Genomic DNA, 23,326 nt, shown 5'->3' with positions numbered 1-23,326 from the left:
TATTTTTTATACATGAAATACGCAATCGGCATAGACATTGGGGGAACAAACACAAAATTAGGGCTCGTTGAGCTAAGCGGAAAAGTCTTGGCGCACGACAGATTTAACACACCCGACTACAAGACATTTGAATCATACGTTGAAATGCTTTCATCGCGCATAAAAGCAATGATGGACAATTCAAACGGCGAATGCATGGGCATAGGCATAGGCGCGCCAAACGGAAATTTCTACAAAGGCTCGATTGACAACGCCCCCAACCTGCCTTTCGGCAAGGGCGAATTTATGCTTGTAAGGGAGCTTCGCAACCGCTTCGGGCTTCACCACATCTATATGACAAACGACGCCAACGCCGCCGCACTCGGAGAAAAAATCTACGGCGGCGCAAAGGGTCTTGAACACTTCATAACAATCACGCTCGGAACGGGGCTTGGAAGCGGAATTGTAATTGACGGCAAGCTTCTTTACGGCGCGGACGGCGCGGCGGGAGAGCTTGGGCATACATGCGCAGTTCCAAACGGAAGGCTCTGCAACTGCGGATGCAGAGGGTGCCTTGAAACCTATGCCTCCGCAACGGGAATAAAACGAACATACTTTGAACTTTTGGCGTTCTACGGCGGCGGTTCCCAAATTCAAAACAAGGGGTACGACGAAATCGACGCGCTCGCAATCGAGCTTGCCGCCCGCGCAGGGGACAAAATCGCGCTTGAAACATACCAAAAAACGGGGGAAATTCTCGGCAAAAACCTCGCAAACTTCGTTGCCTTTTCAAGACCGCAGAAAATTTTTCTCTTCGGCGGCCCCGTAAAGAGCGGAGAGCTTCTGTTAGAACCTACGCGCAAGGCTCTGGACGAAAACCTCTACCCGATTTGGAAAGGTAAAATCGAAGTAGTGCCGTCGCAGCTGCCTGAAAGCGACGCGGCAATACTTGGCTCTTCAAGCCTTGTTTGGGACGCGGTTGAACGCGAAGTCTGAATGAAAAAGATTTCCGCAATAAAAGAGCGCATTTACGCGCTACGCGGGGGCGGCTCAAAGTTTTCGACCGACAGAATGCGCGAATTTGCCCGCGCTCTCGGCGACCCCCAAAATTCGGCAAGGCTCGTGCATGTCGCCGGAACAAACGGCAAAGGCTCGACTTCGGCGTTCATCGAATCGATTTTGCGCGCGCACGGTTTTGCCTGCGGGCTTTTCACGTCCCCGCACCTTCTGAAAATAAACGAGCGCATACAGCTTAACCGCAAGGAAATTTCAGATTTTGATTTTGAGTCGGAATTTGATTTTTTGGACAAGGCGGCAAAAGAAATTTCTGCGGACAACCCCGACCTTTCCCCCACTTTTTTTGAATACATCACTGCCCTCGCTTTCCAATACTTCAAGCATAAAAAGGCAGACTGGAGCGTCATAGAAGTGGGGCTTGGCGGAAGGCTCGACTCAACCAACATCATAAAGCCTAAAATCAGCCTAATTACTTCGATAGGCTTTGACCACATGCAGTATTTGGGCGAAACCCTGCCTGAAATTGCAAGGGAGAAAGCGGGCATCATAAAGGAAAATACACCCGTTGCCTGCGGAATTTTGCCCAAAGAAGCGATGCTTGAAATAGAAAAAATTGCGCGCGAAAAAAACGCCCCGCTTTACAAGCTCGAAGACTATTTCACATCTTCCCCCGAGTTCGACACCTCAATGCCCGCGCTCTACCAGAAGAAGAACGCCGCTCTTGCCTTTTTGACATGCAAAATACTGGGCAATTTGGGAGAAATCGAATTTTCAGAAGCGATTGCAAAAGACGCGATTTTGGAGACATTCTGGGCGGCGAGGTGGCAGAAAATTCCGTTAAAGAACGGCTCAACCCTCATTTTGGACTGCTCGCACAACGCGGAAGGAGCGGCAGAGCTTGACAAAAACCTGACACTGCTTTCGGAAAAAAACGGCGGCGAAAAGCCCGTAATCGCATGCGGAATTTTAGGCAAAGAACGCGCAATCCCGCTTCTGGAAACAATCTCACGCCACGCAAAAAAAATAATATTTTTAAAGCCGAATGAAGACCGCGCCCTAAGTTTCGACGAGCTTAAAGAATGTATGCCAAAGAATTCCGGCGTCAAAACCGAAAATTCAAGCGTTCAAGAATTGTTTTCGGAAAACTCAATAAAATCCGAATACGAAGGCAAACTCGTTGTTTGCACGGGCTCATGCTATCTCGCAGGCGAAGTTTTGGCGCGAATAAGCGGCAAAAACTGCGACGCTCTGCAAGACATTCTTCCGCCGAAAAATTCAGCTACTCGATAAGCATCGAGCGGACTTCAACACCGTTTAAACGCTCCCTGCCCTTTAAGAATGAAAGCTCCATTATAAACGCGCAGCCCGCCACTTCCGCGCCGAGTTTTTCTGCGAGAGAACACATCGCCTTTGCAGTTCCACCCGTAGCCAAAATATCGTCGAAAATCAAAATCTTGTCTTGAGGCTGAACGTCTTGGCAGTGCACGCACAAAGTGTCGGTGCCGTATTCAAGACCGTAAGAAACTTCAACCGTCTCGCGCGGGAGCTTGCCCTTTTTGCGCACGGGAACCAAAGGCAAGCCAAGCTTAATCGAAAGTGGCGCGCCAAACAAAAATCCGCGCGCTTCAGCCGCAAATATTTTGGTTGCGCCCAAATCCCTGACGCTTGCCGCAAGCTCGTCAATAAGCTGCGAAAATGCGTTCGGATTTAAAAATATCGGAGATATGTCCTTAAATATTATGCCCTTCTTTGGGAAATCCTTTACGACCGCGATGTGTTTTTCTATATCCATTTTATTTTAAGTATATGCCTATTATTCTCTTGTAAGCCTTGTCGTGGAGCTTGGAAAGCTTTTGGGATATGCCGTTTTCTACGCTGAGCGAAAACGCCTCTTTTGCCTTTTTCAAAGACGCTTCAACCGCATCCGCAAAAGATTTTGAAAAATTCTGAATGTTCGACTTCTTTTGGGGAGACAGAATTTGGCATTCAATACAATTATAAATCCTGTCCTCATGGGTGATTTTTTCTTTCGGCTTCATCGCAAAACTCACCCCTTTATCCTTAAAAATGCAATTCATTGAATTTATGAAAGCAAGCACGATTGTCTCCATTTGGCTTTCGTAAGACGCCGCATTGTAAAAATCGAAAAGGTAAAAATCCATGTTCGCGGAAAGGGCGTTGGCGTTTTCAGACACCAAATCGGGATTTTCGCTACCGAATTCCCTCGCGAAAGCCAAGGAAAACTCGTTCTTGTTCACGCTCAGGCTGTCCAAAAAATCGAAATAAAACTTTTTTATGCCCGCAACGTTTTCGTCTTTAAAGATTGAATTTTTATAGACTTCCAAAAGCCCGCGCATTTCTTCTTTTGAAATTTCGTCCCCCTGAATTTTTTGCGCCGCCGCCAAGAAATCAGAAACGGCGTTTTTAGAATTTGAAAGGCACAAATCAAAAGTTTTTTCCGAATTTCGGGCATAGGCGGCAAGAGCGGCGTTGTCTTTATCAAAGAGAGTTTGGGCGAACGCCTCTTTTTTGTCGTAAATGCGCGAGCAGAAATAAAGGCTCAATAATTTATGCAAGATGATTGCCGCAAAAATTGCGCAAACAACCATACATAAACTGAAAACTATTTTTCTCATCAAGGAATAAATGTTCTCTTTAAAACAGTGTCTTTTATCTTGTCGGATTTTTCGGGATAATCGAGGGTGTAATGAAGCCCCCTGCTTTCCTTGCGCGACATCGCAGAGCGTATGATAAGAAGCGCAACCAAAACCTTGTTGCGAAGTTCAAGCAGGCTCGGCTCGACCTTGAAATTCCAATAGTATTCGTCAATTTCCCGATACAAATTGTTGACGCGGTTCAAGGCGCGCTGCAAACGCTTGTCGGTGCGCACAATGCCGACATAGTCCCACATGGTGCGGCAAAGCTCCTCGTTGTTGTGCTGCAAAATGACCCTCTCGTCGGGATTGCGGACGTTGCCGGAAACCCAGCTTGCAATATGCCCTGAGTTTTCAAAAGAAGACGAACGTATGTATTCGTGCACTGCTTTAGCGGCGTTATCGGCAATGACAACCGCCTCCAAGAGCGAATTGCTCGCAAGGCGGTTTGCGCCGTGAAGCCCTGTGCATGCGACCTCGCCGCAGGCGTAAAGCCCGCCTATGTTTGTTGCGCCGTCCAAATTCGTCTTTACGCCGCCGCACTGGTAGTGAGCGGCGGGAACGACAGGCATATAGTCTTTTGAAATGTCGATGCCCCTTTCAATGCAATGCTCGAAAATCTGCGGAAACCTGTCCTGCAAGTGCTCGCGCGAAAACTTTGTGATGTCAAGCCATACATGCGGAGTTCCAAGACGCTTCATTTCCTGGTCTATTGCCCTCGCAACAATGTCTCTTGGAGCCAAGTCGGCGCGCTCGTCGTATTTCGACATAAACGCCTCGCCCTTTGAATTGCGCAAAACCGCGCCCTCTCCGCGCACGGCTTCCGAAATCAAAAATCTTTCGTTTTCATTGGAATACAAGGCGGTGGGGTGAAACTGTATAAATTCCAAATTCGCGACTTCCGCACCCGCGCGGTATGCCATTGCAATGCCGTCGCCGGTGGCGATGTCGGGGTTTGTCGTAAAAGAGTACACCCTGCCAGATCCGCCCGTGGAGAGCATTATTGCCTTCGCCTTGAAGGTGCGCACCTCGTCAGCCGCGGTATCCAAAACATAAATGCCCAAAACCCTGTTTTCGTCCGCGCTGTTTGCAATACCCACTTTGGATTCGGTTATCAAGTCAACCGCAAAGTGGTGCTCAAACATTTTTATGTTGGGATTTCCCTTGATGTACGCAAGCAGTGCCTCTTCTATCGCCCTTCCCGTATAGTCCTTGACGTGCAAAATCCTTCGCTGGGAATGCCCGCCTTCCCTGCCGAGAGCGGGAGAGCCGTCTGCCTCGCGGGAGAACGGAACGCCGTCTGCCATAAGCATTTTTATCTGGTTCGGACCCGATGTCACTATCGCCCTAACGACATCTTCGTGGCAAAGCCCGTCGCCCGCTATAAGAGTGTCTTTGACGTGCGATTCAAAATCGTCGCAAGAGCTTGTCACGCTTGCAATGCCGCCTTGCGCGTGGTTCGTGTTTGTCTCGGAGCTTTTTTTCTTGGTCACGATTGCGACCTTGTAGCCAAGCCTCGCCGTTTTGATTGCAAAGCTAAGCCCCGCAATGCCGCTTCCAACAACAACTATGTCGAAATTTTCTTCCATTTTTTTTCGCGCTCTTTCAAAAGAAAAACATTTTCCGCGTTTTCTACAAAACCATATTGTCGATAAGCCTCGTCTGGTCGAGCCAAACGGCTATCGCCGCCCTGCATTTGCCGGGCACAAGCTCCTTGACGGGAAGCGATGTTTCTGCATCGACGATTTCCACATAAATAACGCGTATTCTGGACGACTTTGCAAGGCTGTTGACTATCGCAGCCTTTACCCTGTCGATGTTTCGGCAACCCTCCTCCACCATGGCTTTGCCGACTTTAAGCGATTCCGAAAGCCTGCAAGCGGTTTCAAGCTGCATGCCGTGCAGATATTTGTTTCGAGAGCTTAGCGCAAGCCCGTTTTCCTGCCGCACCAAAGGCGCGCGGATGATTTCAACATCCATGAACAAATCGCGCACCATTCTTTTTATTACCGAAACCTGCTGGGCGTCCTTTTCGCCGAAAACTGCGACGTCGGGCTTTACGATGTTAAACAAAATTGCGACCACCGTCGTGACCCCCCTGAAATGGGTCGGGCGCGACTTGCCGCACAAATTCGCGCTTATTTCCTCTTCAACGACACAAGTGGAGGCGTCTTTTTTATAAATGGACGACGCAAGAGGCGCAAACACCACGTCAACGCCCCTGCCCTCGCAAGCCTTCGCGTCTTCTTCAAGCTGGCGCGGATATGCTGAAAAATCCTCGTTCGGACCGAACTGGGTCGGATTTACGAAAATAGAAACCACTGTGATGTCGGAATTTTTCTTCGCGATGTCAATAAGGCTCAAATGCCCTTCGTGAAGTGCGCCCATTGTGGGAACAAGCGCGATTTTTTTGTTTTCCCTGCGCATTTGCGCGGAAAATGCCGACATTTCTTGCGGAGTTTGTATTATTTTCATGGCTATTCCCCTTGTTTTATGAATATACTGGCACTTTATTTTCTAAAATCAACAATTTAACAAAAATAATATCGCCTGTTCCGCCTAATTGGAGCTTGCAAAATCTGCATAAAATTTGCGATACTGTGAAAATTGCTTACAAGCAGAATTTTTTCGGCAACATTTGTTAAAAAGGAAATCGAAAATGGCAGAAACTTCCGCAAAGAAAGAGCGCATAATAGCCCTGATGCACGGGGCTGACAAACCGGGAATCGTGGCGAGAATATCAGGCTGGATTTACGCGCGTGGAGGCAATATCCACCACGCAGACCAGCACCACGACAACGAAAACGGCATATTCTTTCAGCGCGTCGAGTGGGAGCCCGCGGGCAATGTCGAAGACGAAATCGAGCTTTTCAAGCATATTGCCGAAGGCGAACTCGGAATGGAAACTGTCATTTCAACATCATCAAAAAAGCCGAAAGTCGCCATTATGGTTTCGAAATTCGAGCACTGCTTCTTCGACATAATAATGCGATGCAGAATGGGAGAGTTAAACTGCGAAATCACCTGCGTAATTTCAAACCATGAAAAGCTTCGCCAAATGAGCGAAATGCTGGGGCTTAAATTCTACTGCGTGCCCGTCACGAAAGAAAACAAGGAAGAGGCGGAAGCCGAACAAATGCGCATATTGAAAGAAAACGGCGCAGACTTGATTGTAATGGCGCGGTACATGCAGATTTTGTCCCCGAATTTTCTGAAAAACTGTGGCGCACCCGTAATCAACATACACCACAGCTTCCTGCCCGCATTCGCTGGCGCAAAGCCCTACCACCAGGCATACCACAGGGGAGTTAAAATCATAGGAGCAACCGCACACTACGCGACTGCCGACTTGGACGAGGGCCCGATTATAGCGCAAGATGTCACCACAATATCGCACCGAAACACGGTCGAAGACTTAATACGAAAAGGCAGGGAACTTGAACGCACTGTTTTGGCAAATGCTGTCCGTTGGCACTTGCAAAACCGCATACTTGCCTACAAAAACAAAACCGTGGTGTTCGATTAGAATTTTTCGAGATGGATTTTAAAATATCAGTCCTTGTTTTTGTAAAAAATCCGTCGGGAAAACTGCTCCTTATCAAGCGAAAAAAAGAGCCGAATAAAGACTCCTGGTCTCCCATCGGCGGCAAGCTTGAAATGCAAGACGGAGAATCGCCATTCCAATGCGCAATTCGCGAAACTCATGAAGAAATCGGGCTTCATCTGACTGAAAGCGACCTGCACCTCTTCTCAATGATTAGCGAAAAAGCCTATGAAGGCTCGACAAACTGGCTGATGTTTTTGTTCGACTGCAAAAAACCCATGCCAAGCTTGCCTCCCGAAATAGACGAAGGGCGTTTTAAATTCTTTTCGAGAGAGGAGATAAATTCCATAAAAATCCCCGAAACCGACCGTAAATTCATTTGGAAACTGTGGGACGAAGCCCGCGGCGGATTTTCGGCAATCCGCGCAGACTGCTCCCCCCAAAAGGAACTGCGCGCAATAATTGAAGAGCAAATTTAATAATAGGCAAATATGAAAAAAGAAGACGAAAAAATACTTAACATATTCCGCGAAACAAAAGCCCTCATGGAAGGGCATTTCATTCTCCGCAGCGGTCTGCACTCGGGGCATTTCTTCCAATGCGCAAGGGTCTGCGAACACTTGGACAGAGTTGAAGAGCTTGTGGAAATGCTCGTAAAAAAGCTCAATCCCGACGACTACGACGCCGTTTTGGCTCCCGCCATGGGCGGTTTGGTATTGGGACAGGAAGTTGCAAGACAGCTGAAAAAACGCTTCATTTTTGCCGAAAAAGTTGACGGGAACCTCGCGCTCCGCCGCAACTTTAAAATCTCAAAAGGCGAAAGGTTTTTGGTCGTGGAAGACGTAATCACAAGGGGCGGCAGGGTTGACGAATGCTTGCAAATAATCAAGGAAAACGGCGGAACTCCCGTCGCCGTCGCGGTTTTGGTTGACAGAAGCGCGGGAAAGGCGAAGTTTGAAGTCCCGTGCGCAAGTCTCTTGGAGTTTTCATTCCCGACTTACGAAGCCGACAAGCTTCCGAAAGAGCTTGCCGCAATTCCCGCGGAACACCCAGGTTCATAAAAGCTTTCTTCGTTTTCCCAAGGCGCGCAGAATTTATGCGCGCCTTTTTTATGCAAAAGCCCAACGCTACGAATTTTTAAGCTTTTGAAAGCAAAATTTTTCAAAGAAAAGCGATTTGAAAATTTCAACACTCCCTGTTTTTGCGGGGTTATGAAGCGTTTAAGACAAATTGAATTTTTTTATTTTTGGCGGAACAAGTTTTAAATATCTTTGTCTGTTCCCTTGTAAGACAATAACCCCGAAATTTTATACCAATGAAAAGAAACAGATTAAAGTCGCCGCTCGGTACAATATACACTTATTCTTTTGAAAGCAAAAAGACCGAAACGTCTGCAATCCAAAGAAATTCCTATCTTGGACTTCGCGGGCTTCCCGACAGAAAAATTGCAAAAGCCGCATCTTTTAAATTTGCAAAAGCCTGTTTAAATTGATTTTCAAAAAACAAAAAAAGGGAAAGCCCAAAGCTTTCCCTTTTTTAATACCCGAACAAAAGACTTACTTCTGCCCGATTTCAGCAAGCATATTTTGGAACCATTCAAAAGAAGTGTTGAACGGCTTGCCGCCCTTGATGCGCTCAAATTCGATTGCGCGCAAAACACAGCCTTGGTCTTCGTCATGTCCGATAACCCCGCCTTCGCGGCGCATGGCGCATTCGACAGCCAAGTCGGCACAGCTCTTTATGAGGTTTAAGTCAGCCGCGTTTGAAGCCGCCGCGCGGGCAAAATATCCGCTCTTCTGAACCAAAACTTTTTCAGCTCCAAGCATTTCCGCAAACTGGCTTCCGAACCACTTGCCGGGATTTACCGCATCGAGCTTGACGTGCCCAAACGCGTCGCGCGGAACGCTTTCGCCGCGTGCTTCCATTTCGGCAACAATCGTCTTTACGCCGGCGCCTTCGGATATGAAAATGTTTACGCAGTCTTCCTCGTCCATAATCTTCTTCAAACGGGCGGCTTCCTTTTTGATGTCGATTTCCATTTCGGGAATGAAAATTGCATGGACGTCACGGCGTTTTTGAGATACGCCAATAGATGGCAGCCATTCCGCATTTTTAAGCATCTTGCGGTATTCGTGCGCGGTTTTCGCAGTAAGCCAACCGCAGTTTCTGCCCATGACTTCATGGATGATGAGCATTCTCGGGTTTGCGGTGGATTCGCTTACAACGTTCCAAAAATACTTCGCGCCCTCTTCTGCGGCAGTCCATGCACCAAGGCTCTGCGTAATGGGATAGACGTCGTTATCGATCGTCTTGGGAAGACCGATGACAGTTAGCTCGTAGTTGTTTTCCTTTAAGAATTTTGCAAGGTCCGCGGCGGCGGTATTGGTATCGTCTCCGCCGATAGTGTGCAAAACGTCAACACCGTCTTTTACGAGCTGGTCTGCGGCGACCTTTTGCGGATCCTGACCTTCTTTTACCAAGCCGCGCTTTACGCAGTCTTTCACGTTAGTGAGCTTAACGCGGGAATTGCCGATTGGCGAGCCGCCGTACTTCAAAAGGACGTGCGCATTTAAACGCATGTTTGCGTCAACTTTCACGCTTTGCCCCAAAAGAAGCCCCTTGTATCCGCCGAGATAGCAGATGATTTCAATAGACGGATCGATTTCCGAATAGCGTTGAATTAAGTCGCCTATCGCGCTTGAAAGGCAGGGGGCGAGCCCGCCGGCTGTCAGAATGCCAACTTTTTTAGGTTTCATGATTTAAATAAAAAATTAAGAAAAAATTATGCCCAAGTTTTTGCTTCGCGCAAGTTTTTTTCAATATAAAACAAAATTACCCGAAAAAACCGTTTAGTTTTTTAAAACATTGCGCTCAAAGAAAATTTTTTCACTTTTTTGTTGATTTTAAAAATCAAGCCATTAGGCTTTATCTTATGAAAATTCTTAAATTTGCATCTTTAATCGCATTTGCAGTTGCGTCTTTTTCTTTGACAGGCTGCACTTCGAACACAACAACGGCACACCAAAAGTCAACGGCATGGGGAATTTACACTTTTGAACCCGCATGCTTCGCGGCAACCGACACCATGGGCATAAGGCTTACGACTGACGAAGTTGCAGGCATGGAAATCCCCTCGGGCGACCGTTTGCAACTCTTCTGGGGCATTCTCTCCATCGAAGACTATTGATTTTTACACAATACCTCTTTTTAAACGGATGCTTTTTAAGGCGTCCGTTTTTTTGTGCCATTAAAAACGACTATTTGTTTGCGCCGCTTGACATATTGCCTTGTAAAACCAAATTCGGTCTATAAAATGCGAAATAAAACTTTTGGAAAAGCTTATGTTGAGAATAATATCCGCAACAATTTTTACGCTTCTTTTAACTTTGGCACAGGCAAATGCAAAAATAATTGAAGTAAAATCGCCAAACGGCACTCTTTGCGCAAAGATGGAAGACGACGAAAATCTGAAATATTCGCTCTTCTTAGACGGCACTCCCCTGCTTGAAAATTGCGCAATTTCAATGCACACCGACAAGGGCGACTGGGGCGTAAATTCCAAAATAAAATCGTCAAAACAAACCCTCATAGATAAAACCGAAAGTTCCCCCTTTTTCATAAAAAGCAAAATTCGCGATTTCTGCACTGAGGCAGTTCTTGATTTCGGTCAATTTTCCTTAATTGTCCGCCTTTATGACAACGCATTCGCGTTCAGGTTTGTCGGCAAAATGGGGAAATCCCAAATGTTGGTGAAGTCCGAAACATTCGAGCTGAAATTCCAAAGCGACGCAACCGCATGGATTCATGGCTGCGGCGGCGTGCAAACCTCTTTTGAAGAAGAAATCATGACTTGGAAAGTGAAAGACCTCGAAAGAAAATTTGCCGCGGGACTGCCTTTCGTGGTTTCGCAAAACGGCGTAAAAATCGCCGTGCTTGAAAGCGACGTATTCTCCTATCCTTCTCTCCGCGTAAAATTCGACAAAGAAAAAAAACATCCCGTCGGCTGGAATGCCAAATATCCTAAAACTTTTAAAATCGCATCATTCGGACGTACAGTTGTCGCCGACGAAGAAGAAGATTTCATCGCAAAGACAAACGGAAACGCAAAATTCCCGTGGCGCATTATCCAAGTGGCAAAAGAAGACAAAGAGCTTCTTGAAAGCGACTTGGTCTATAAACTCGCAACCCCATCAAAAATAAAGGACACTTCGTGGATTCCATCGGGGATTTGCACTTGGGACTGGATGTGCCGCAACAACTTGCGCGGCGTCGATTTCGACCCACAACTAAACCAAAAATCCGCCCACTACTTCATAGACTTCGCCTCTAAATTCGCTCTGGCATTCGCGCTTATTGACGACGGCTGGGTAAAGGGAGACGCCATTAACGACGATACCCTCTTTTTAAAAGGCGACTACCGCATCGACATCAAAGAGGCGGCGGCATACGCAAAATCAAAAAACGTGAAATTCTTGCTTTGGGCTCTCGCAAAAAATATCGCTTACGACCCCGAAAATTCTTTCAAAATGATTGCAGAAAACGGCGTTGCAGGGCTTAAAATCGACTTTATCGAACGCGACGACCAGCTCGCAAACGAAATGCACGAAAAATTCGCGCGCATTGCGGCAAAATACAAGCTTGCGATATTTTTCCACGGGTGCTTGCGCCCCACGGGAATGAACAGAACATACCCAAACATTTTAAGCTACGAAAGCGTCCGCGGCAATGAATTTCCCCAAATAATGAGCCCCGAACAAAACGTAAAAATCGCGCAAACCAGAACTCTCGTCGGACCTCTCGACTATACGCCTGGAGTGATGACAAACACCCAGGACACCCCCAAACAACGCCTGCGCGATATTCTTATTACGAAAGGGACTCGAGCAAGCCAAATTGCCCTTTTTGTAATGTACTTTTCGCCAATACAAATGGTTTGCGATTCCCCCACGACATACGAAAGCGAACCTAAGACTACTAAATTTTTGGCGGGCATTCCAACCGTTTGGGACGAAACCAAAGCCATAAACTGCAAAATGGACGAGTACGCCACGATTGCGCGCCGAAAAGGCGATGTTTGGTACTTGGCGGGACTAACGGTCAAGGGCAACCACAAGCATAAAGAAAACTTGTCGGAATTTTTAAATCCCAATGAAAAATATGTAGCAGAAATATACCGAGACACAACAAATTCGCATAAAATCGGAATGGACTTTAAGCATGAAACAATCGAAGTAAACGGCGGCGACACAATAACTTTTCCCGTCGCAAATAACGGCGGATTTGTAATAAAATTCACAAAAAAACCACGCCCTTGATTGCCGCCGCATCTGCTTGGATTTTTCAAGCCGCGCTTTATTTTCCAAAATTTATTTGAGCAAAATTTTTGCAAAAAAAATCGATAAATCGCAAAAACTCAAATTTTTTCCAAGCCAACCAAAAAACAAAAAAAGCCTGCAAACCCTTTAAAATAGCGGATTTGCAGGCTTTTAAAATGGTGCCAGGGAGAAGATTTGAACTTCCGACCAAAGGCTTATGAGTCCTCTGCTCTACCACTGAGCTACCCTGGCATTGGGAAATTGGAGCGGGCGAACGGTCTCGAACCGTCAACCTCGACCTTGGCAAGGTCGCGCTCTAGCCAATTGAGCTACGCCCGCGTTGCGGATTGGATTCTCCAATCAATTAAAGCTCTCTACAATGCCGCTTTATTTCGATATGTCAAGCTCTAAACTGTAACTTTTTCGGAAATTTTTTGGCGCGGACACCAAATCGCCCTTGTCGATGCCATTAGCGATGTTGTCGCTCAAAAGCATTTGCAAAACAGGGCGAAGCCTCTTTACATTCTTTTTGTCGAAAACCAAATAAAAATGAAGGGCAAGCGGATAGTCCCCGTTTTGGATGTTCTCGGACGTAGGCTTGAACGGATGCGGCTTTGCCCCGCCCTGTGCGACTGCGAGAGCCTTTATGCCGGGATTGTTCGGAGCTACGTTAACAATGGCGATTGCGTTCGTCGTGCTTTTTATGACGTTTACGACCTGCTCAAGATTTTCCTTTATATCAACGGAATCCGACATATTTTCGCCATCCAAACATTTGCTTTTGAAAAGCTCGACTGCGATATTGTCAAGAAAACTCGTGCTGAGAGCGTATATGTTGCGCAGTGAAATCGTGTTGTTCAGCCCCAAATTCGACCAAGTATCGGTCTGTTCCCCCGTGGAACCGAAAATTTGGCGTAGCTGCGGGATTGTTATTTCCTCTATCGGATTTTGCGAATTTACGATTATTGAGGCGATTTGATGCGCAAACGGAACTGCGGCAAGCCCATCGGGAAATTGGTCGGAATCCAAAATTGCGACAATGGCGATGTCCGCCTTGCCCGCCTTCAAGTCGTTAAGCCCGTCCCGCGAGCCGTTCATTTCGACAACGCATTTTGCGCCCATCAAATTCGACTGCGCCAAAATTTCCTTTGAAATTTTATCTCCCACAATGTCGGACCCGACTATTTTAACGGGATTTTGGGCAAATGCAAAAGAAGCCGCAAAGAATGAAAGCGCAACAAAAGCGTACTTAAACGAAAAATTTTTCATAAAGTAAATAGTAATTAACAAAATATTCTCTTCAAGTAAAAAAATAGACATAAAAAGCTTGAAATTTAAAAAAGATAAAACATATTTGACTGAATAAAAATTACGGAGCGTAGCTTAGCCTGGTAGAGCGCTACGTTCGGGACGTAGAGGTCGGAGGTTCGAATCCTCTCGCTCCGAGTTTTTGGAAAAACCGCTTAGACATTGCGTTTAGGCGGTTTTTTGTTGATAAATAAATGGGTTGCAGAGGCTTTGCCTTTTTGCAAATCGCTGCGTTTGGCTGCCAGAGAATGCGTTAAAAAAATCCCTCAAACGCATTTGTTTGGGGGATTTTTATGATTTCCGCAGGATAAAAATTTATAGCACTAAATCCTTGAAAATTCGCTTTTGGCGGGCACTCAAAACGTCAGAGCATATTTTTTATAAGCCATGTGGCGGCGTCAAACTCATTCTTTGCGGAAAGCTTGCCGCGCAAAAGCCCGGCGTCATTTTGCGCCGCCGCAATGACTTCGGGGTTTTCCAAACACTCGCGCATTCTGTCGGCAATCGCTTTCGGCTTTGCCGCACCCTGTATGAATTCGGGCCATGCAGGCCTGTCCAAAAGGATGTTCGATATCCCCAAATATTTTATTGAAACCAGCATTCTGCCAACAATGTAGGTGAGCGGATTTGCCCTGTAAACTATCGCCCCGGGTATTGCTTCAAGGCACGCGCTAAGAGATATTGTCCCTGAACTCATCAGCACCGCCTTCGCTCCTATTCTTCCCTCGTCGCTTATCTTGCGCAAATGCACGCGCGAAGACACGTCGGGATATTTCTTCAAGACGCCTTCAAGCACCTTCAAAATACCCTTGCCCGGATACGGCACGACAGCCTCTTCGTTTTCCATCAAGCGCAAAGTTTCAAGCATTATCGGAAAAATTCTGCCGACCGCAATTTCGCGCGAACCGGGCAGAAACAGCATGGGCGAATTTTTGTCGTAATAAACCTTTGACTCGTATTCTTTTGAAAGAAAGGGATGCCCCACAAAATCGACTTTCAAAGAAGTGTCCTCATAGCACTTTGTTTCAAATGGGAAAATAACGGCGAGAGCGTCCAAAGTTTCAGCCATTTTAAAGCGGCGGCGGGCTTTCCAAGCCCAAATTTGAGGGCTGATGTAATACAATAGCTTTATGTTCCCCCCGCCTTTCACGCTCAGCCCTTCTTTCTTCAATATAGACGCCAAATGGAGATTAAACCCGGGATAATCCACAAAACAAACTGCCTTGGGCTTATATGTTCTTATCCACTCCGTAATTCCGCGCAAAAGAGCCTTGAAGGAGGAAAGGTTTTTCAGAACTTCCACAAGCCCGACCACGGAAAATTTCGTCATGTCGAACAAAACCTGTACGCCCCTGCGCGCCAACGCCCTGCCACCCAAAGCGCAAATGTTGAGTTCGGGATTAAGCTCCGAAAGCCTGTCAACCATCCTCGCCGCCTGCTCGTCGCCTGAATGCTCGCCCGCGATGAACAAAACGTCGCACGAGCCGTCCTCGGGCGGCGGAAAAGAAAAAGAGCTCGGGATTTTTGAACTCATTTCTGCAAATTCGGAGCGATTTGGCTTGTGATTTCAAGCGCGATTTCCAAGGCAAGACTACCCAAATTTACGCCGACTTTCGGCATTTTATGGTTTATCACGCAGTCCGCAAAGCTTTCGAGTTCAGCCTTCAACGGCTCTTGCTTGTCGAAGGGAACTTCGCTGCGTTCTATAGAGCCGTTTTCAACTTTTACCAAATGCCCCGACTGGTTCATAAAGTCAAGCGACATATATGCCCCGGGCTGGAATATCCTGATTTCGCGAAGCTTCTTCGGGCTTACGCGGCTTACGTTTAAATTCGCCATGCAACCGTTCTTGAATTTTATGCGCGCATTTGCGATATCTTCGGTGCGGCTTAGAACGTTTACGCCGACGGCTTCAACGGACTCCACTTCCGAATTTGCAAGCTTTAAGACAATGCCGATGTCGTGAATCATCAAATCCAACACGACTCCGACTTCCGTACCTCTTATGTTAAAAGGCGCAAGGCGGTCCGCTGAAATGAATTTCGGATTCGAGACGTTTTTTTCCATAAATCCCATTACGGGATTAAAATGCTCGATATGCCCCACCTGCACGATTAAGTCGTTTTTCTTCGCCTCTTCGATGATTTTTTTTGCGTCCTCCACGGATGTGCAAATAGGCTTTTCGATAAGCAAATGGCAACCCGACTTCAAGAGGGGAAGCGCGACTTGCGTGTGTTTGTCGGTTGGAACCGCAACGCTCAGGGCATCGGCATTTGAAGCCAGCTCCTCTATCGAACTGAAAACCTTGCAGCCGTATTTGCCCGCGATTTCAGCCGCCCTCTCCGGGCTTGCGTCGTAAATGCCGACAAGTTCGGTCTTTTCAAGTTCGGAGTAAATGCGCGCGTGGTGTTGCCCCAAATAGCCAACGCCGATAACGCCGCAACGAAGCTTTTTTTGATTTTTCATATTGTTTGGAATTTTTAACGATACCGCAAAAAAACACAAGGTTATTTCTATTCGGATTTTTTTCTGTCGCTTTCTTCGGCATCCATTTTCTTTTCAAATTTTTCCATTATGGATTCGTCGCTTTTAAAAACGTTCAGAGGGCGCAGATTTATGGATACATCGGGATTGTCGAAATTCCCTCTGACTTCGACTTCCGCAAGGCTTGAAATAGGGTTTACAACGCTCATAATATGCGAAACAAGAGGAGTTTTTACTTCCGAAAACGGAGAAAATATCAAGTTTGCGTTTATTAAATCCTTGCTAAAATCGTACCTCGCCTTGCCGATTATCTTTGCGGCGGGACCCGTGATTTTTATGTCGTCAAATGAAATCTGAGCGTCCTCTATTTCAAAAGGAGACTCGGCATACGAAAGCTCGAAACTTCCGACAGGCAAGCGCAAAACCGAAGTAAGGCGCGAAAAAAGCCCGAAAATGTTGATTGTCGCAAGCTTGGGATTTTCCAGAAATATCTCCCCCTTGCCCTTAAAGCTTTCCAAAAAATCGGAAAAGCCGGAAATATCGACATTGGCATTCAAAACTCCGTATTTTGAATTTTCAACCCCCGCCTCGTCTTCTACGGCGGCTTTCTTTTCATTGGGCGATTTTGAAAGCCCCAAAAGCACGTCCATAAATTTTTGCTGGTTGGCTTTCTCTATGTTCAATTTGGCTGAAAAATAATCCTTGCCGTCCCTTTTCCCGACAAAGACCTCTCCGGCACCGCGCCCGTTTGCGATGATGAAATCCATTTCCGACAAATAAATGTCGTCTCCCAAAATGTAGGATTTGAATTTCAAATTTTGCAGCTCAAACTTCCCCGCCCGCGTATTTCCCGCGCATTCATAGTCCAAATTCATTATATCAGGCGCATTTTTTTCGCGGTCCGGATTTTTCATCAAAAGATTTAGGGAAATCTTGGGAGCTTCGTCAAAATCCAGAATTTCCAAACTTTCTTTCACCTTCTCTCCGCCCATTGCGATAAGCTCCTCCCTGTTTAAAGTGGAGCGGGCAAATATGCGGTTTTCGTTGTAGGAATCGAGCTTTTTGGAAAAATAAGCCCAATCCAACGCACCCATAAGAGTTCTATCGGCATTTCTTACATAAAGGTCGAAAATTGAAATTCTCGCAGGATTTACCCAGACTACAAGGCTTGCCTCGTCGAAAAGAACATTGTTTCGATATGCGTTTTGAAGGCTCACAAAACCGTAAACATCCATAAATTCAGGATTTCCCCAAGTCCCGTAAACAACGATGTCTGCACAAGGAAAGTCCTTTACGAACTTGAAGTCGCCGAACACGTCCTTCCACCACTCTTCCATGAAGTGGTTTATCGCGGACGGGCGAAGCGAACCCGAAATCATAAATTTATAGTCGAAAGTTTTTAAGTTTTGATAAATGTCGGCATCTACAATCCAACCCTCCGTTGAAACCGCCCTTGCGCCGTTTGCCCAAAAATCCCCGCTCTTGGAGTCATAAAAAACATCGCCCGAAAGGCTCTTCGCATCCACGCCGAAAAGCAGGGAGTTTTGTATGTCCAAAAACATTTTGCATTCAACCGAAGGCGTTTTTGTTTCGACGTCGATTTTAACTTTTGCGCCGCCGTCCAAAAAAATCCCCGAATCGGAAAATCGAAACCAGCCAAGCTCTTCGGCTTCTGGAATAAGCGAACACTTCAAAAGCGGCTCAGGCGAAAAATTTCCGCTTAGCTTTACGTTGAAATCTTCCACGCTACCCGTAAACTCGGCACCCAAACTTCCCCCTCCGATTTTCCAGAATGATTTAAGCCCGTCAAGCGAAGTTCTTAGCGTCTTTATATCGGCAAGATTCAAAGCATCTTTCATTATCTCGGCATAGCCTATTTCAGCTCCGTAAACATTAAGGTTTGAAAGAGACGCGTGAATGTTCAAAAGGCGCATTTCATTTAAGTCCAAATTTGCGAACGCCTTGCAAGACTTCGCCAAAACTTCTCCCCCGAAATCCGCGCCCGTTGACAAAATTTCAGCCGAAACCAAATGCCTTACTCCCTTTTTTTCATAAGACAAGAAAGAAGCGAAGTCGGAAAATTTCAAAGTTCTGCCCGAGACATCGACTGAAAAGCCCGACGAATTTGCCCTCAAAAAGGCTCTCGCCAAGCCGTCTTTTTCAATGTCAAATTCTATGTTTGCCGCGGGAAAATTAAAAGTTTTTAAGTACTGTTTTGAAAAATGCGCCTTCTCGCAAAAATCGTCCCATTGCTTAAAAGAATTTTTGGAAGAGCCTTCCCCGCCCGATAAATTTTCAAGCAAAAACTGCTCGGAAACATTGCCGCACAAAGAAACGCAGAGCGTTTCAAAGTAGAAATTCGCGAATGAGATTTTGTAAAAATCTCCGCGCTTGAACGCGTTTAGCGAAAGATTTTCAAAAATCGGGAAATTTGAATTGCCGCCAAAGCCAGAATATATGTCGCACCCCTGCAAGTATAAAGCCCGCAAACCCAAACGCCCCCTCAGAAGCTTTAATATCTCAAAATCAGCCTTCAAATTCTTTGCGGTAAAAAGCGGCTTTTGCGAATTTATAAAAGACACCTTTAAATCCGAAAAATCGAGCCTGCCGTTTAGCGACACTCTTATTTCTTCGGCTTCAATATTTATGCCAAAGTTTTGCGCAAGGCTTAGAATTTGCTCCCTCATCCTTGAGGGCATCGGCATCGACAAATCGAAAAAAAACGACAAAATACACGCCGCAAGCCCCAAAACAAACGCAGACAAAACAATATTTAAAGCCCTGCGCGCGAATTTAAGAAATCCGCGCAAAAAGACATCGCGTTTGTTGTCTGGACGTTCTTCCATCGTTAAAAATGCGAAAAAAAACAGCCAAGCGCATTGAAGCTTCAGTTTTTCACATCCTGATGCTCCAAAGGCTTAGGGGCGGGAGTTTTAAAAATTTCAGGCTCGTTTTTTTCGATTATAAAAAATGAAAGGGCGTCTATCAAATTTTGGGGGATTTCAAAAACCGATTTCGGCTCAAAACTTGCGCCGTACTGCGTTCTGCCGCCCGCGCGCCCCGAGAAGAGCCAGCTTTTAAGCTCGGTCTTGCTTCCGCCTGTTCCCGCCATCGCGATTTCAGCGGAAAGGCGGTATTTCCAAGCAAAACCCCCGCCACCGATTTTTACGCCGTCTTCCCCGAAAGGAGCATCCAAATATTTCAAAACGACAAATTTTTTGACAGCGTCCAAAATTTTAACGGCAGAACTTCTGTCCGCATCGGGAAGAGAGGAAAGAGCATTTTTCCAGCCGCTTCCATCCTGCGCCATCTCAAACAAAACTTTGCCGCCGACTTCGGAAAGAATGACTTTTCGGACTTCCGCCTTTTCCGGCAAAACGCTTAAAACCCTCGATTTGCAACTTAAAATATCGGAAGGAATCCCGCGCAAAACATTCGGAGAAATTCCGTAAACAGAGGGGCTTCCTGCCATCGAAACATATACCATCTCGCTTTCGGAGCTGTTGAAAGGAAGTCCAGCGACAAGCGTTTGCACCGCGCCATTTGACTGCCTTAGCGATATTTTGAGAGTCGGCGCATCGAAACCGAATCGCTTTGCGTCTTCTCCGCGCGCGTCGGTCACAAACTCGCGCGCCCTAACGGATTTCAATTTTGAGATTATCGAGTTTACAAGGACAAAATCGGCGGGGACGGTTTCCAATGCGCCGCTTGAATTTTTGCCGATGGCGTCCCATTCTCCAATTTTGATTTTTTTCAGTTTTACGGAAGAAGCGGCGGAAGAAATGTCAATTTCGTCCAAGTTGAGTTCGTCGAATTTCAAAAACGCCTTGTCGCGCAAATCCGTCTGGATTTTCCCCAAGTTTTTGAATAAAGAGGCGTCAACCATGAAAACGGTCGGATTTTCATCAAGCCTCGCATAGCGCAAAGTTCCGTTAGGCAGGAGGCTGCCCAAAAACAAAGTCTGCTTGCGGTTTGTCCCCTGCAATGTTATGGACGTCGGGAGATTGGCAACGTCAAGCCCCGTGTTTACGGCATTTGGCGGGGCGAAAGAACGCGCAGTCACGCTTTCAAGCATATCCAAAAATGCGTTGACTTCCCCCGTATCTGCATGGGCGACAATGGGCGTTTCAAAATTCCACGAGTCGCCGTCCTTGACTAATCCCACCCTTCTCAAATCGGAGCGCAGAGGTATTTTGGAGTCGCCAAGCGGTAGGCGTATTGAAAATGACGATATTTCAAAGCGCGGAATTTCAAAAACATTCTGCCCTCTGAGCAAGTCAATGTCGTTTGACAAATTTTCAGCCAAAGTTTTGTCGGCGACTATTATGCGCCCGCTCGACACGTCCTGCATGTAAACCTTGTCGCCCACGGGAGTATTTTTGCCGATTTTAAGCTCGCGCATGTTTTTGCCGTCGCCGTACCTGAAAGTCAGCACGGGATCTTCAAGACCGTAGTCGGCAAGGCTCTGCCCGTGCTTTTTAAGGTCGTCAGCCTCAAAGCTCGTTTCCTTGTCCAAAAATTCAAGCTGGTTGCGTATTCTGCTTAGAGCGTAGAAATTTGCCGACCATTCAATGGGGGAAACTATGCGCCAGCGGTTATTTTCAAATTTCAAAATTCTGGGCTTGTCCAAATTTTTGCCGGTAATTTCAAGATACGAAAAATCGGCAAAACCGCCGCCGTCGCGGATAATGTTAAGCGACGGAGTATGCTCCAAATACCATAGCGAAAGAAGCATCAGAATGTTTGCGGCAAGAAGAATTATCGTTAATTTAAAGCGCATGCTACTGCCTCCTCAAAAGATATGTTAAAAACCCCGCAAGCAAAATGGCGGCGGGCAAAATCAAAAATTTAAGCCCAAGGCTTTTCAGCTCTCCCCTGCTTATGACAAGGGAATACCTGTCAACTTTTCTGGGGGCGATGTTTAGCGAATGGTTTTCATCGAAAAGCCAATTTATCGTATTCATCGCAAGCTTGGAATTTCCGAGAGCGTTAAAGCGGGCGTTTGTTATGAAATTCTCGTCTCCGAAAACGGCAAGCCTGCCGCCGCCGATGTCCAAGCCCAAGTCGGAGCCGCCCTTGCGGGTGGCAATCATCGCCAAAGGCAGAGGGCCTTTTAAATCCGCCGCGTCGTCGTAAACAAGCTTGCCGCCGCGCTTATACGACTTGTCCGCCCAGCTCGTATGGTTTGAGCCGATAAGCGGAAACAAGCTTAAATTACCGTCAACAGCCGCGCCCAAGTCTTCCCTTACGGGGCGCGCCGAGCCGAACTGCACGGGCAAACCCAAATCGACAAGATATTTTACGACGGGGTGCGGCTTGGAGGGAAACACCCTTGCGATTATTTCACCCGTGGAAGATTCGTATTCGGCAGAATCCACAATCATCATGTCGTCAGAGCGCAATCCCCATTCAAACAGAATGTCGTCAAGCCCGATAATGGGCCCCATTCCCAAAAACATTACAACCCTGCCGTTATTCTTTGACAAATACTTGCGCACCAAATCCAGCTCCCTCGGCAAAAAAGAAGTCTGCGGAGCGGCGATGACAAGCATGTCTGCGTCTTCGGGAATTTTCTTTGAAACATTCAAATCGACCTCGTCAAGCTTGTAGCCTGAAAGGGAAAGAGCGTTTGCAAACTCGCTAAGCCCCGTGTTTGGCTTCAAGCTTTTATAGCTCAGTTCACCGTGCCCCTTTACGAAGTAGATTTTGTTTTCCTTGTCGGAGGAAACAGACAAAATAGCAGAACTTACTGCCTGCTCGCCCTTGAAATTTTTTCGCTTTCCGTCTTCGATGTCGTACAAGTCGGAAAGCACGAGTTTTTTGTTTTTATCTTCACACGAAATTATTATGCAGTTTTCAATGTCTCTTCCGAAACGCAGGGCAAGCTCGTCACCACGCTTGCGATTTACTATCGGGTCAACCGCGGCAAATTTCACCTTTCTCTCCCCGCCGACCGACGAAGAGTAGGCGTAAAGCTCCAAAAGCCGCGTAATTTCCTTTAAAATAGCTTTCGACTCCGCATTTGCCGCATGCCCCGAATTTGAATCGACCCTCATTGTAAGATAAATCTCAACGGGCTTTTTTAAGGTTTTCAAGTACGCAACGCTTTCGGGAGAAAGCGAATTTGCCCTGTTTTTGGAAAAGTCGTACTTTATGTAATGCCTGCTCGCAATCAAATTAAGCCCGATGAAAAGCGTTGCCGCCAAAAATATTTGCAAGAACAAATTGATGGCGCGAAAAGTGCCGACAACCCTAAAATTCTCAAATTTCTTAGACCTGCGCATATGCTATGAACTCCTGTATTCGGTAATGAGCGACGTGGCTCCGATAAACGCCGCCGCCGCGCTCAAATATAAAAAGAACGGGCGCGTGTCCAAAAGAGAATTGGAAAAATCTTCGAGATGCTTGAAAGACTGCGCGTAGTCGGCAAAAGACTCCGCCCAAACGCTCCAAGCAGTGTCGGAAGGGCTTATGTTGACGGCAAGCGCGCTTCCCACAATCGCAATGAACAATATACAAAAACTCAGCATACCCGCAACCAATGTGCTCCGAGTAAGGGAGCTTGCGAAAATCCCTATCGCGACATACGCCGCCCCGCTCACAAAAATGAAAGAATAGCCCGTGGCGATTTTCGACACCGAAAAAATCCTGCCGTCCGCAACCGCCTGCGGCAAAGACATCACTGTAATTATCGGGAAAAACAAAGTTAGAGCCCAGAAAAAGACGTATAACAAATAACACGCCAAAAATTTTGAAAGCACTATTTCAAACGAAGAGACGGGCGCAGTCATCATCGCCTGCAAAGTCCCCATTCTGCGCTCTTCCGCCAAACTGCGCATGGTAAGCATCGGCACCATGAAAAGCACCGGAAGCCAAAACAGCGATAAAAACAGCTCTATCGGCGTTTTGCCGCCCTCCGTCGCGCTGACGTCCCACAGGCTCAAAATGTAAATTCCGCCCATGAGGCACACAAAAAGAAGTGCCGCCGCATACGTTGAAGGCGATATAAAAAGCACCTTTATTTG

20 protein-coding genes and 3 tRNA genes are annotated in these 23,326 nt (G+C 46.7%); 9 read left to right on the top strand and 14 right to left on the bottom strand.

Annotation, left to right across the window (positions count from 1 at the left end):
* The first annotated feature begins 12 nt into the window (after window positions 1–12).
* Both MOX91_RS02480 and MOX91_RS02475 read left to right on the top strand, forming a co-directional pair.
* On the top strand, window positions 13–975 hold the full coding sequence (locus MOX91_RS02480; RefSeq protein WP_370396491.1) for an ROK family protein: 963 nt from the start codon (window positions 13–15) through the stop codon (window positions 973–975).
* Window positions 976–2,286, top strand: coding sequence for a bifunctional folylpolyglutamate synthase/dihydrofolate synthase (locus tag MOX91_RS02475; protein WP_370396490.1), 1,311 nt, complete (start codon window positions 976–978; stop codon window positions 2,284–2,286).
* On the opposite strand, the gene MOX91_RS02470 is transcribed toward MOX91_RS02475, so the two are convergent.
* From MOX91_RS02470 to panC, 4 genes are read right to left on the bottom strand one after another with little or no spacing between them, the layout of a single operon-like run.
* Entirely contained in the window at window positions 2,276–2,788 is a 513-nt protein-coding gene (locus tag MOX91_RS02470; RefSeq protein ID WP_370396489.1) for an adenine phosphoribosyltransferase, read from the bottom strand. The genes MOX91_RS02475 and MOX91_RS02470 overlap by 11 nt on opposite strands.
* A gap of 1 nt (window position 2,789) precedes the next feature.
* Window positions 2,790–3,632 carry a hypothetical protein gene (locus tag MOX91_RS02465; protein ID WP_370396488.1) on the bottom strand — a complete coding sequence of 281 codons (843 nt, stop codon included), beginning with the start codon at window positions 3,630–3,632 and terminating at the stop codon, window positions 2,790–2,792.
* Complete coding sequence (gene nadB / locus MOX91_RS02460; RefSeq protein ID WP_370396487.1) at window positions 3,632–5,239, bottom strand: L-aspartate oxidase; 1,608 nt, start codon at window positions 5,237–5,239, stop codon at window positions 3,632–3,634. The genes MOX91_RS02465 and nadB overlap by 1 nt, the downstream gene beginning before the upstream one ends.
* 43 nt (window positions 5,240–5,282) lie before the next feature.
* Window positions 5,283–6,125 carry a pantoate--beta-alanine ligase gene (panC, locus tag MOX91_RS02455; protein WP_370396486.1) on the bottom strand — a complete coding sequence of 281 codons (843 nt, stop codon included), beginning with the start codon at window positions 6,123–6,125 and terminating at the stop codon, window positions 5,283–5,285.
* Window positions 6,126–6,309: 184 nt separating this feature from the next.
* Between panC and purU the strand changes: the two genes are divergently transcribed.
* The 4 genes from purU (at window position 6,310) to MOX91_RS02435 (ending at window position 8,686) form a co-directional block, all read left to right on the top strand.
* A complete protein-coding gene (purU, locus tag MOX91_RS02450) occupies window positions 6,310–7,176 on the top strand; it encodes a formyltetrahydrofolate deformylase (protein WP_370396485.1) in 867 nt (288 codons plus the stop codon).
* 11 nt (window positions 7,177–7,187) lie between these two features.
* On the top strand, window positions 7,188–7,673 hold the full coding sequence (locus tag MOX91_RS02445) for an NUDIX hydrolase (RefSeq protein ID WP_370396484.1): 486 nt from the start codon (window positions 7,188–7,190) through the stop codon (window positions 7,671–7,673).
* Between the two features lie 12 nt (window positions 7,674–7,685).
* The gene (gene pyrE / locus MOX91_RS02440; protein WP_370396483.1) at window positions 7,686–8,255 is read left to right on the top strand and encodes an orotate phosphoribosyltransferase; all 570 of its coding nucleotides are present in this window, start codon (window positions 7,686–7,688) and stop codon (window positions 8,253–8,255) included.
* Between the two features lie 254 nt (window positions 8,256–8,509).
* A complete protein-coding gene (locus tag MOX91_RS02435) occupies window positions 8,510–8,686 on the top strand; it encodes a hypothetical protein (RefSeq protein ID WP_370396482.1) in 177 nt (58 codons plus the stop codon).
* Between the two features lie 64 nt (window positions 8,687–8,750).
* Here the strand turns inward: MOX91_RS02435 and MOX91_RS02430 are convergent, their stop codons facing one another.
* Window positions 8,751–9,953 (bottom strand): pyrophosphate--fructose-6-phosphate 1-phosphotransferase, encoded by a 1,203-nt coding sequence (locus MOX91_RS02430; protein WP_370396572.1) that lies wholly within the window; start codon window positions 9,951–9,953, stop codon window positions 8,751–8,753.
* 173 nt (window positions 9,954–10,126) lie between these two features.
* On the opposite strand from MOX91_RS02430, the gene MOX91_RS02425 reads away from it, so the two are divergent.
* Window positions 10,127–10,381, top strand: coding sequence for a hypothetical protein (locus MOX91_RS02425; protein ID WP_370396481.1), 255 nt, complete (start codon window positions 10,127–10,129; stop codon window positions 10,379–10,381).
* A 154-nt stretch (window positions 10,382–10,535) separates the two neighbouring features.
* Window positions 10,536–12,509 carry a glycoside hydrolase family 97 protein gene (locus MOX91_RS02420; protein WP_370396480.1) on the top strand — a complete coding sequence of 658 codons (1,974 nt, stop codon included), beginning with the start codon at window positions 10,536–10,538 and terminating at the stop codon, window positions 12,507–12,509.
* A gap of 177 nt (window positions 12,510–12,686) precedes the next feature.
* Here the strand turns inward: MOX91_RS02420 and MOX91_RS02415 are convergent.
* From MOX91_RS02415 to MOX91_RS02405, 3 genes are all read right to left on the bottom strand, one after another.
* Window positions 12,687–12,761: transfer RNA gene (locus MOX91_RS02415), tRNA-Met, on the bottom strand.
* A gap of 10 nt (window positions 12,762–12,771) precedes the next feature.
* Window positions 12,772–12,848 (bottom strand) — tRNA-Gly (locus tag MOX91_RS02410).
* 48 nt (window positions 12,849–12,896) lie between these two features.
* The gene (locus MOX91_RS02405; protein ID WP_370396479.1) at window positions 12,897–13,778 is read right to left on the bottom strand and encodes a PstS family phosphate ABC transporter substrate-binding protein; all 882 of its coding nucleotides are present in this window, start codon (window positions 13,776–13,778) and stop codon (window positions 12,897–12,899) included.
* A gap of 103 nt (window positions 13,779–13,881) precedes the next feature.
* Here MOX91_RS02405 and MOX91_RS02400 point away from each other — a divergent pair.
* A tRNA-Pro gene (locus tag MOX91_RS02400) sits at window positions 13,882–13,955 on the top strand.
* Between the two features lie 226 nt (window positions 13,956–14,181).
* On the opposite strand, the gene lpxB is transcribed toward MOX91_RS02400, so the two are convergent.
* The 6 genes from lpxB to MOX91_RS02370 are packed head-to-tail and all read right to left on the bottom strand — an operon-like array spanning window position 14,182 to window position 23,317.
* Window positions 14,182–15,351 (bottom strand): lipid-A-disaccharide synthase, encoded by a 1,170-nt coding sequence (lpxB, locus tag MOX91_RS02395; protein WP_370396478.1) that lies wholly within the window; start codon window positions 15,349–15,351, stop codon window positions 14,182–14,184.
* Window positions 15,348–16,283: a Gfo/Idh/MocA family oxidoreductase gene (locus MOX91_RS02390; RefSeq protein ID WP_370396477.1), complete on the bottom strand. Its 936-nt coding sequence runs from the start codon at window positions 16,281–16,283 to the stop codon at window positions 15,348–15,350. Before MOX91_RS02390 ends, lpxB begins: the two co-directional genes overlap by 4 nt.
* 47 nt (window positions 16,284–16,330) lie before the next feature.
* Window positions 16,331–19,147 carry an AsmA-like C-terminal region-containing protein gene (locus tag MOX91_RS02385; protein WP_370396476.1) on the bottom strand — a complete coding sequence of 939 codons (2,817 nt, stop codon included), beginning with the start codon at window positions 19,145–19,147 and terminating at the stop codon, window positions 16,331–16,333.
* Between the two features lie 41 nt (window positions 19,148–19,188).
* Entirely contained in the window at window positions 19,189–21,081 is a 1,893-nt protein-coding gene (locus MOX91_RS02380; protein ID WP_370396475.1) for a DUF4340 domain-containing protein, read from the bottom strand.
* A gap of 1 nt (window position 21,082) precedes the next feature.
* Window positions 21,083–22,585 carry a GldG family protein gene (locus tag MOX91_RS02375; RefSeq protein WP_370396474.1) on the bottom strand — a complete coding sequence of 501 codons (1,503 nt, stop codon included), beginning with the start codon at window positions 22,583–22,585 and terminating at the stop codon, window positions 21,083–21,085.
* Window positions 22,586–22,588: 3 nt separating this feature from the next.
* On the bottom strand, window positions 22,589–23,317 hold the full coding sequence (locus MOX91_RS02370) for an ABC transporter permease (RefSeq protein WP_370396473.1): 729 nt from the start codon (window positions 23,315–23,317) through the stop codon (window positions 22,589–22,591).
* Between the last annotated feature and the right edge of the window lie 9 nt (window positions 23,318–23,326).

Origin of the sequence: Intestinicryptomonas porci, assembly GCF_033971905.1 — a bacterium.
Taxonomy (GTDB): domain Bacteria; phylum Verrucomicrobiota; class Verrucomicrobiia; order Opitutales; family Intestinicryptomonadaceae; genus Intestinicryptomonas; species Intestinicryptomonas porci.
The sequence above is the reverse complement of the archived record's forward strand: the minus strand, read 5'-3'. Positions and strand labels throughout refer to the sequence as shown.

What these genes read in the sequence shown, in the direction of transcription:
- MOX91_RS02480 (WP_370396491.1), top strand. Translation starts at nt 13, where the DNA reads ATGAAATACGCAATCGGCATAGACATTGGGGGAACAAACACAAAATTA.
- MOX91_RS02475 (WP_370396490.1), top strand. Translation starts at nt 976, where the DNA reads ATGAAAAAGATTTCCGCAATAAAAGAGCGCATTTACGCGCTACGCGGG.
- MOX91_RS02470 (WP_370396489.1), bottom strand. Translation starts at nt 2,788, where the DNA reads ATGGATATAGAAAAACACATCGCGGTCGTAAAGGATTTCCCAAAGAAG.
- MOX91_RS02465 (WP_370396488.1), bottom strand. Translation starts at nt 3,632, where the DNA reads ATGAGAAAAATAGTTTTCAGTTTATGTATGGTTGTTTGCGCAATTTTT.
- nadB (WP_370396487.1), bottom strand. Translation starts at nt 5,239, where the DNA reads ATGGAAGAAAATTTCGACATAGTTGTTGTTGGAAGCGGCATTGCGGGG.
- panC (WP_370396486.1), bottom strand. Translation starts at nt 6,125, where the DNA reads ATGAAAATAATACAAACTCCGCAAGAAATGTCGGCATTTTCCGCGCAA.
- purU (WP_370396485.1), top strand. Translation starts at nt 6,310, where the DNA reads ATGGCAGAAACTTCCGCAAAGAAAGAGCGCATAATAGCCCTGATGCAC.
- MOX91_RS02445 (WP_370396484.1), top strand. Translation starts at nt 7,188, where the DNA reads ATGGATTTTAAAATATCAGTCCTTGTTTTTGTAAAAAATCCGTCGGGA.
- pyrE (WP_370396483.1), top strand. Translation starts at nt 7,686, where the DNA reads ATGAAAAAAGAAGACGAAAAAATACTTAACATATTCCGCGAAACAAAA.
- MOX91_RS02435 (WP_370396482.1), top strand. Translation starts at nt 8,510, where the DNA reads ATGAAAAGAAACAGATTAAAGTCGCCGCTCGGTACAATATACACTTAT.
- MOX91_RS02425 (WP_370396481.1), top strand. Translation starts at nt 10,127, where the DNA reads ATGAAAATTCTTAAATTTGCATCTTTAATCGCATTTGCAGTTGCGTCT.
- MOX91_RS02420 (WP_370396480.1), top strand. Translation starts at nt 10,536, where the DNA reads ATGTTGAGAATAATATCCGCAACAATTTTTACGCTTCTTTTAACTTTG.
- MOX91_RS02405 (WP_370396479.1), bottom strand. Translation starts at nt 13,778, where the DNA reads ATGAAAAATTTTTCGTTTAAGTACGCTTTTGTTGCGCTTTCATTCTTT.
- lpxB (WP_370396478.1), bottom strand. Translation starts at nt 15,351, where the DNA reads ATGAGTTCAAAAATCCCGAGCTCTTTTTCTTTTCCGCCGCCCGAGGAC.
- MOX91_RS02390 (WP_370396477.1), bottom strand. Translation starts at nt 16,283, where the DNA reads ATGAAAAATCAAAAAAAGCTTCGTTGCGGCGTTATCGGCGTTGGCTAT.
- MOX91_RS02385 (WP_370396476.1), bottom strand. Translation starts at nt 19,147, where the DNA reads ATGGAAGAACGTCCAGACAACAAACGCGATGTCTTTTTGCGCGGATTT.
- MOX91_RS02380 (WP_370396475.1), bottom strand. Translation starts at nt 21,081, where the DNA reads ATGCGCTTTAAATTAACGATAATTCTTCTTGCCGCAAACATTCTGATG.
- MOX91_RS02375 (WP_370396474.1), bottom strand. Translation starts at nt 22,585, where the DNA reads ATGCGCAGGTCTAAGAAATTTGAGAATTTTAGGGTTGTCGGCACTTTT.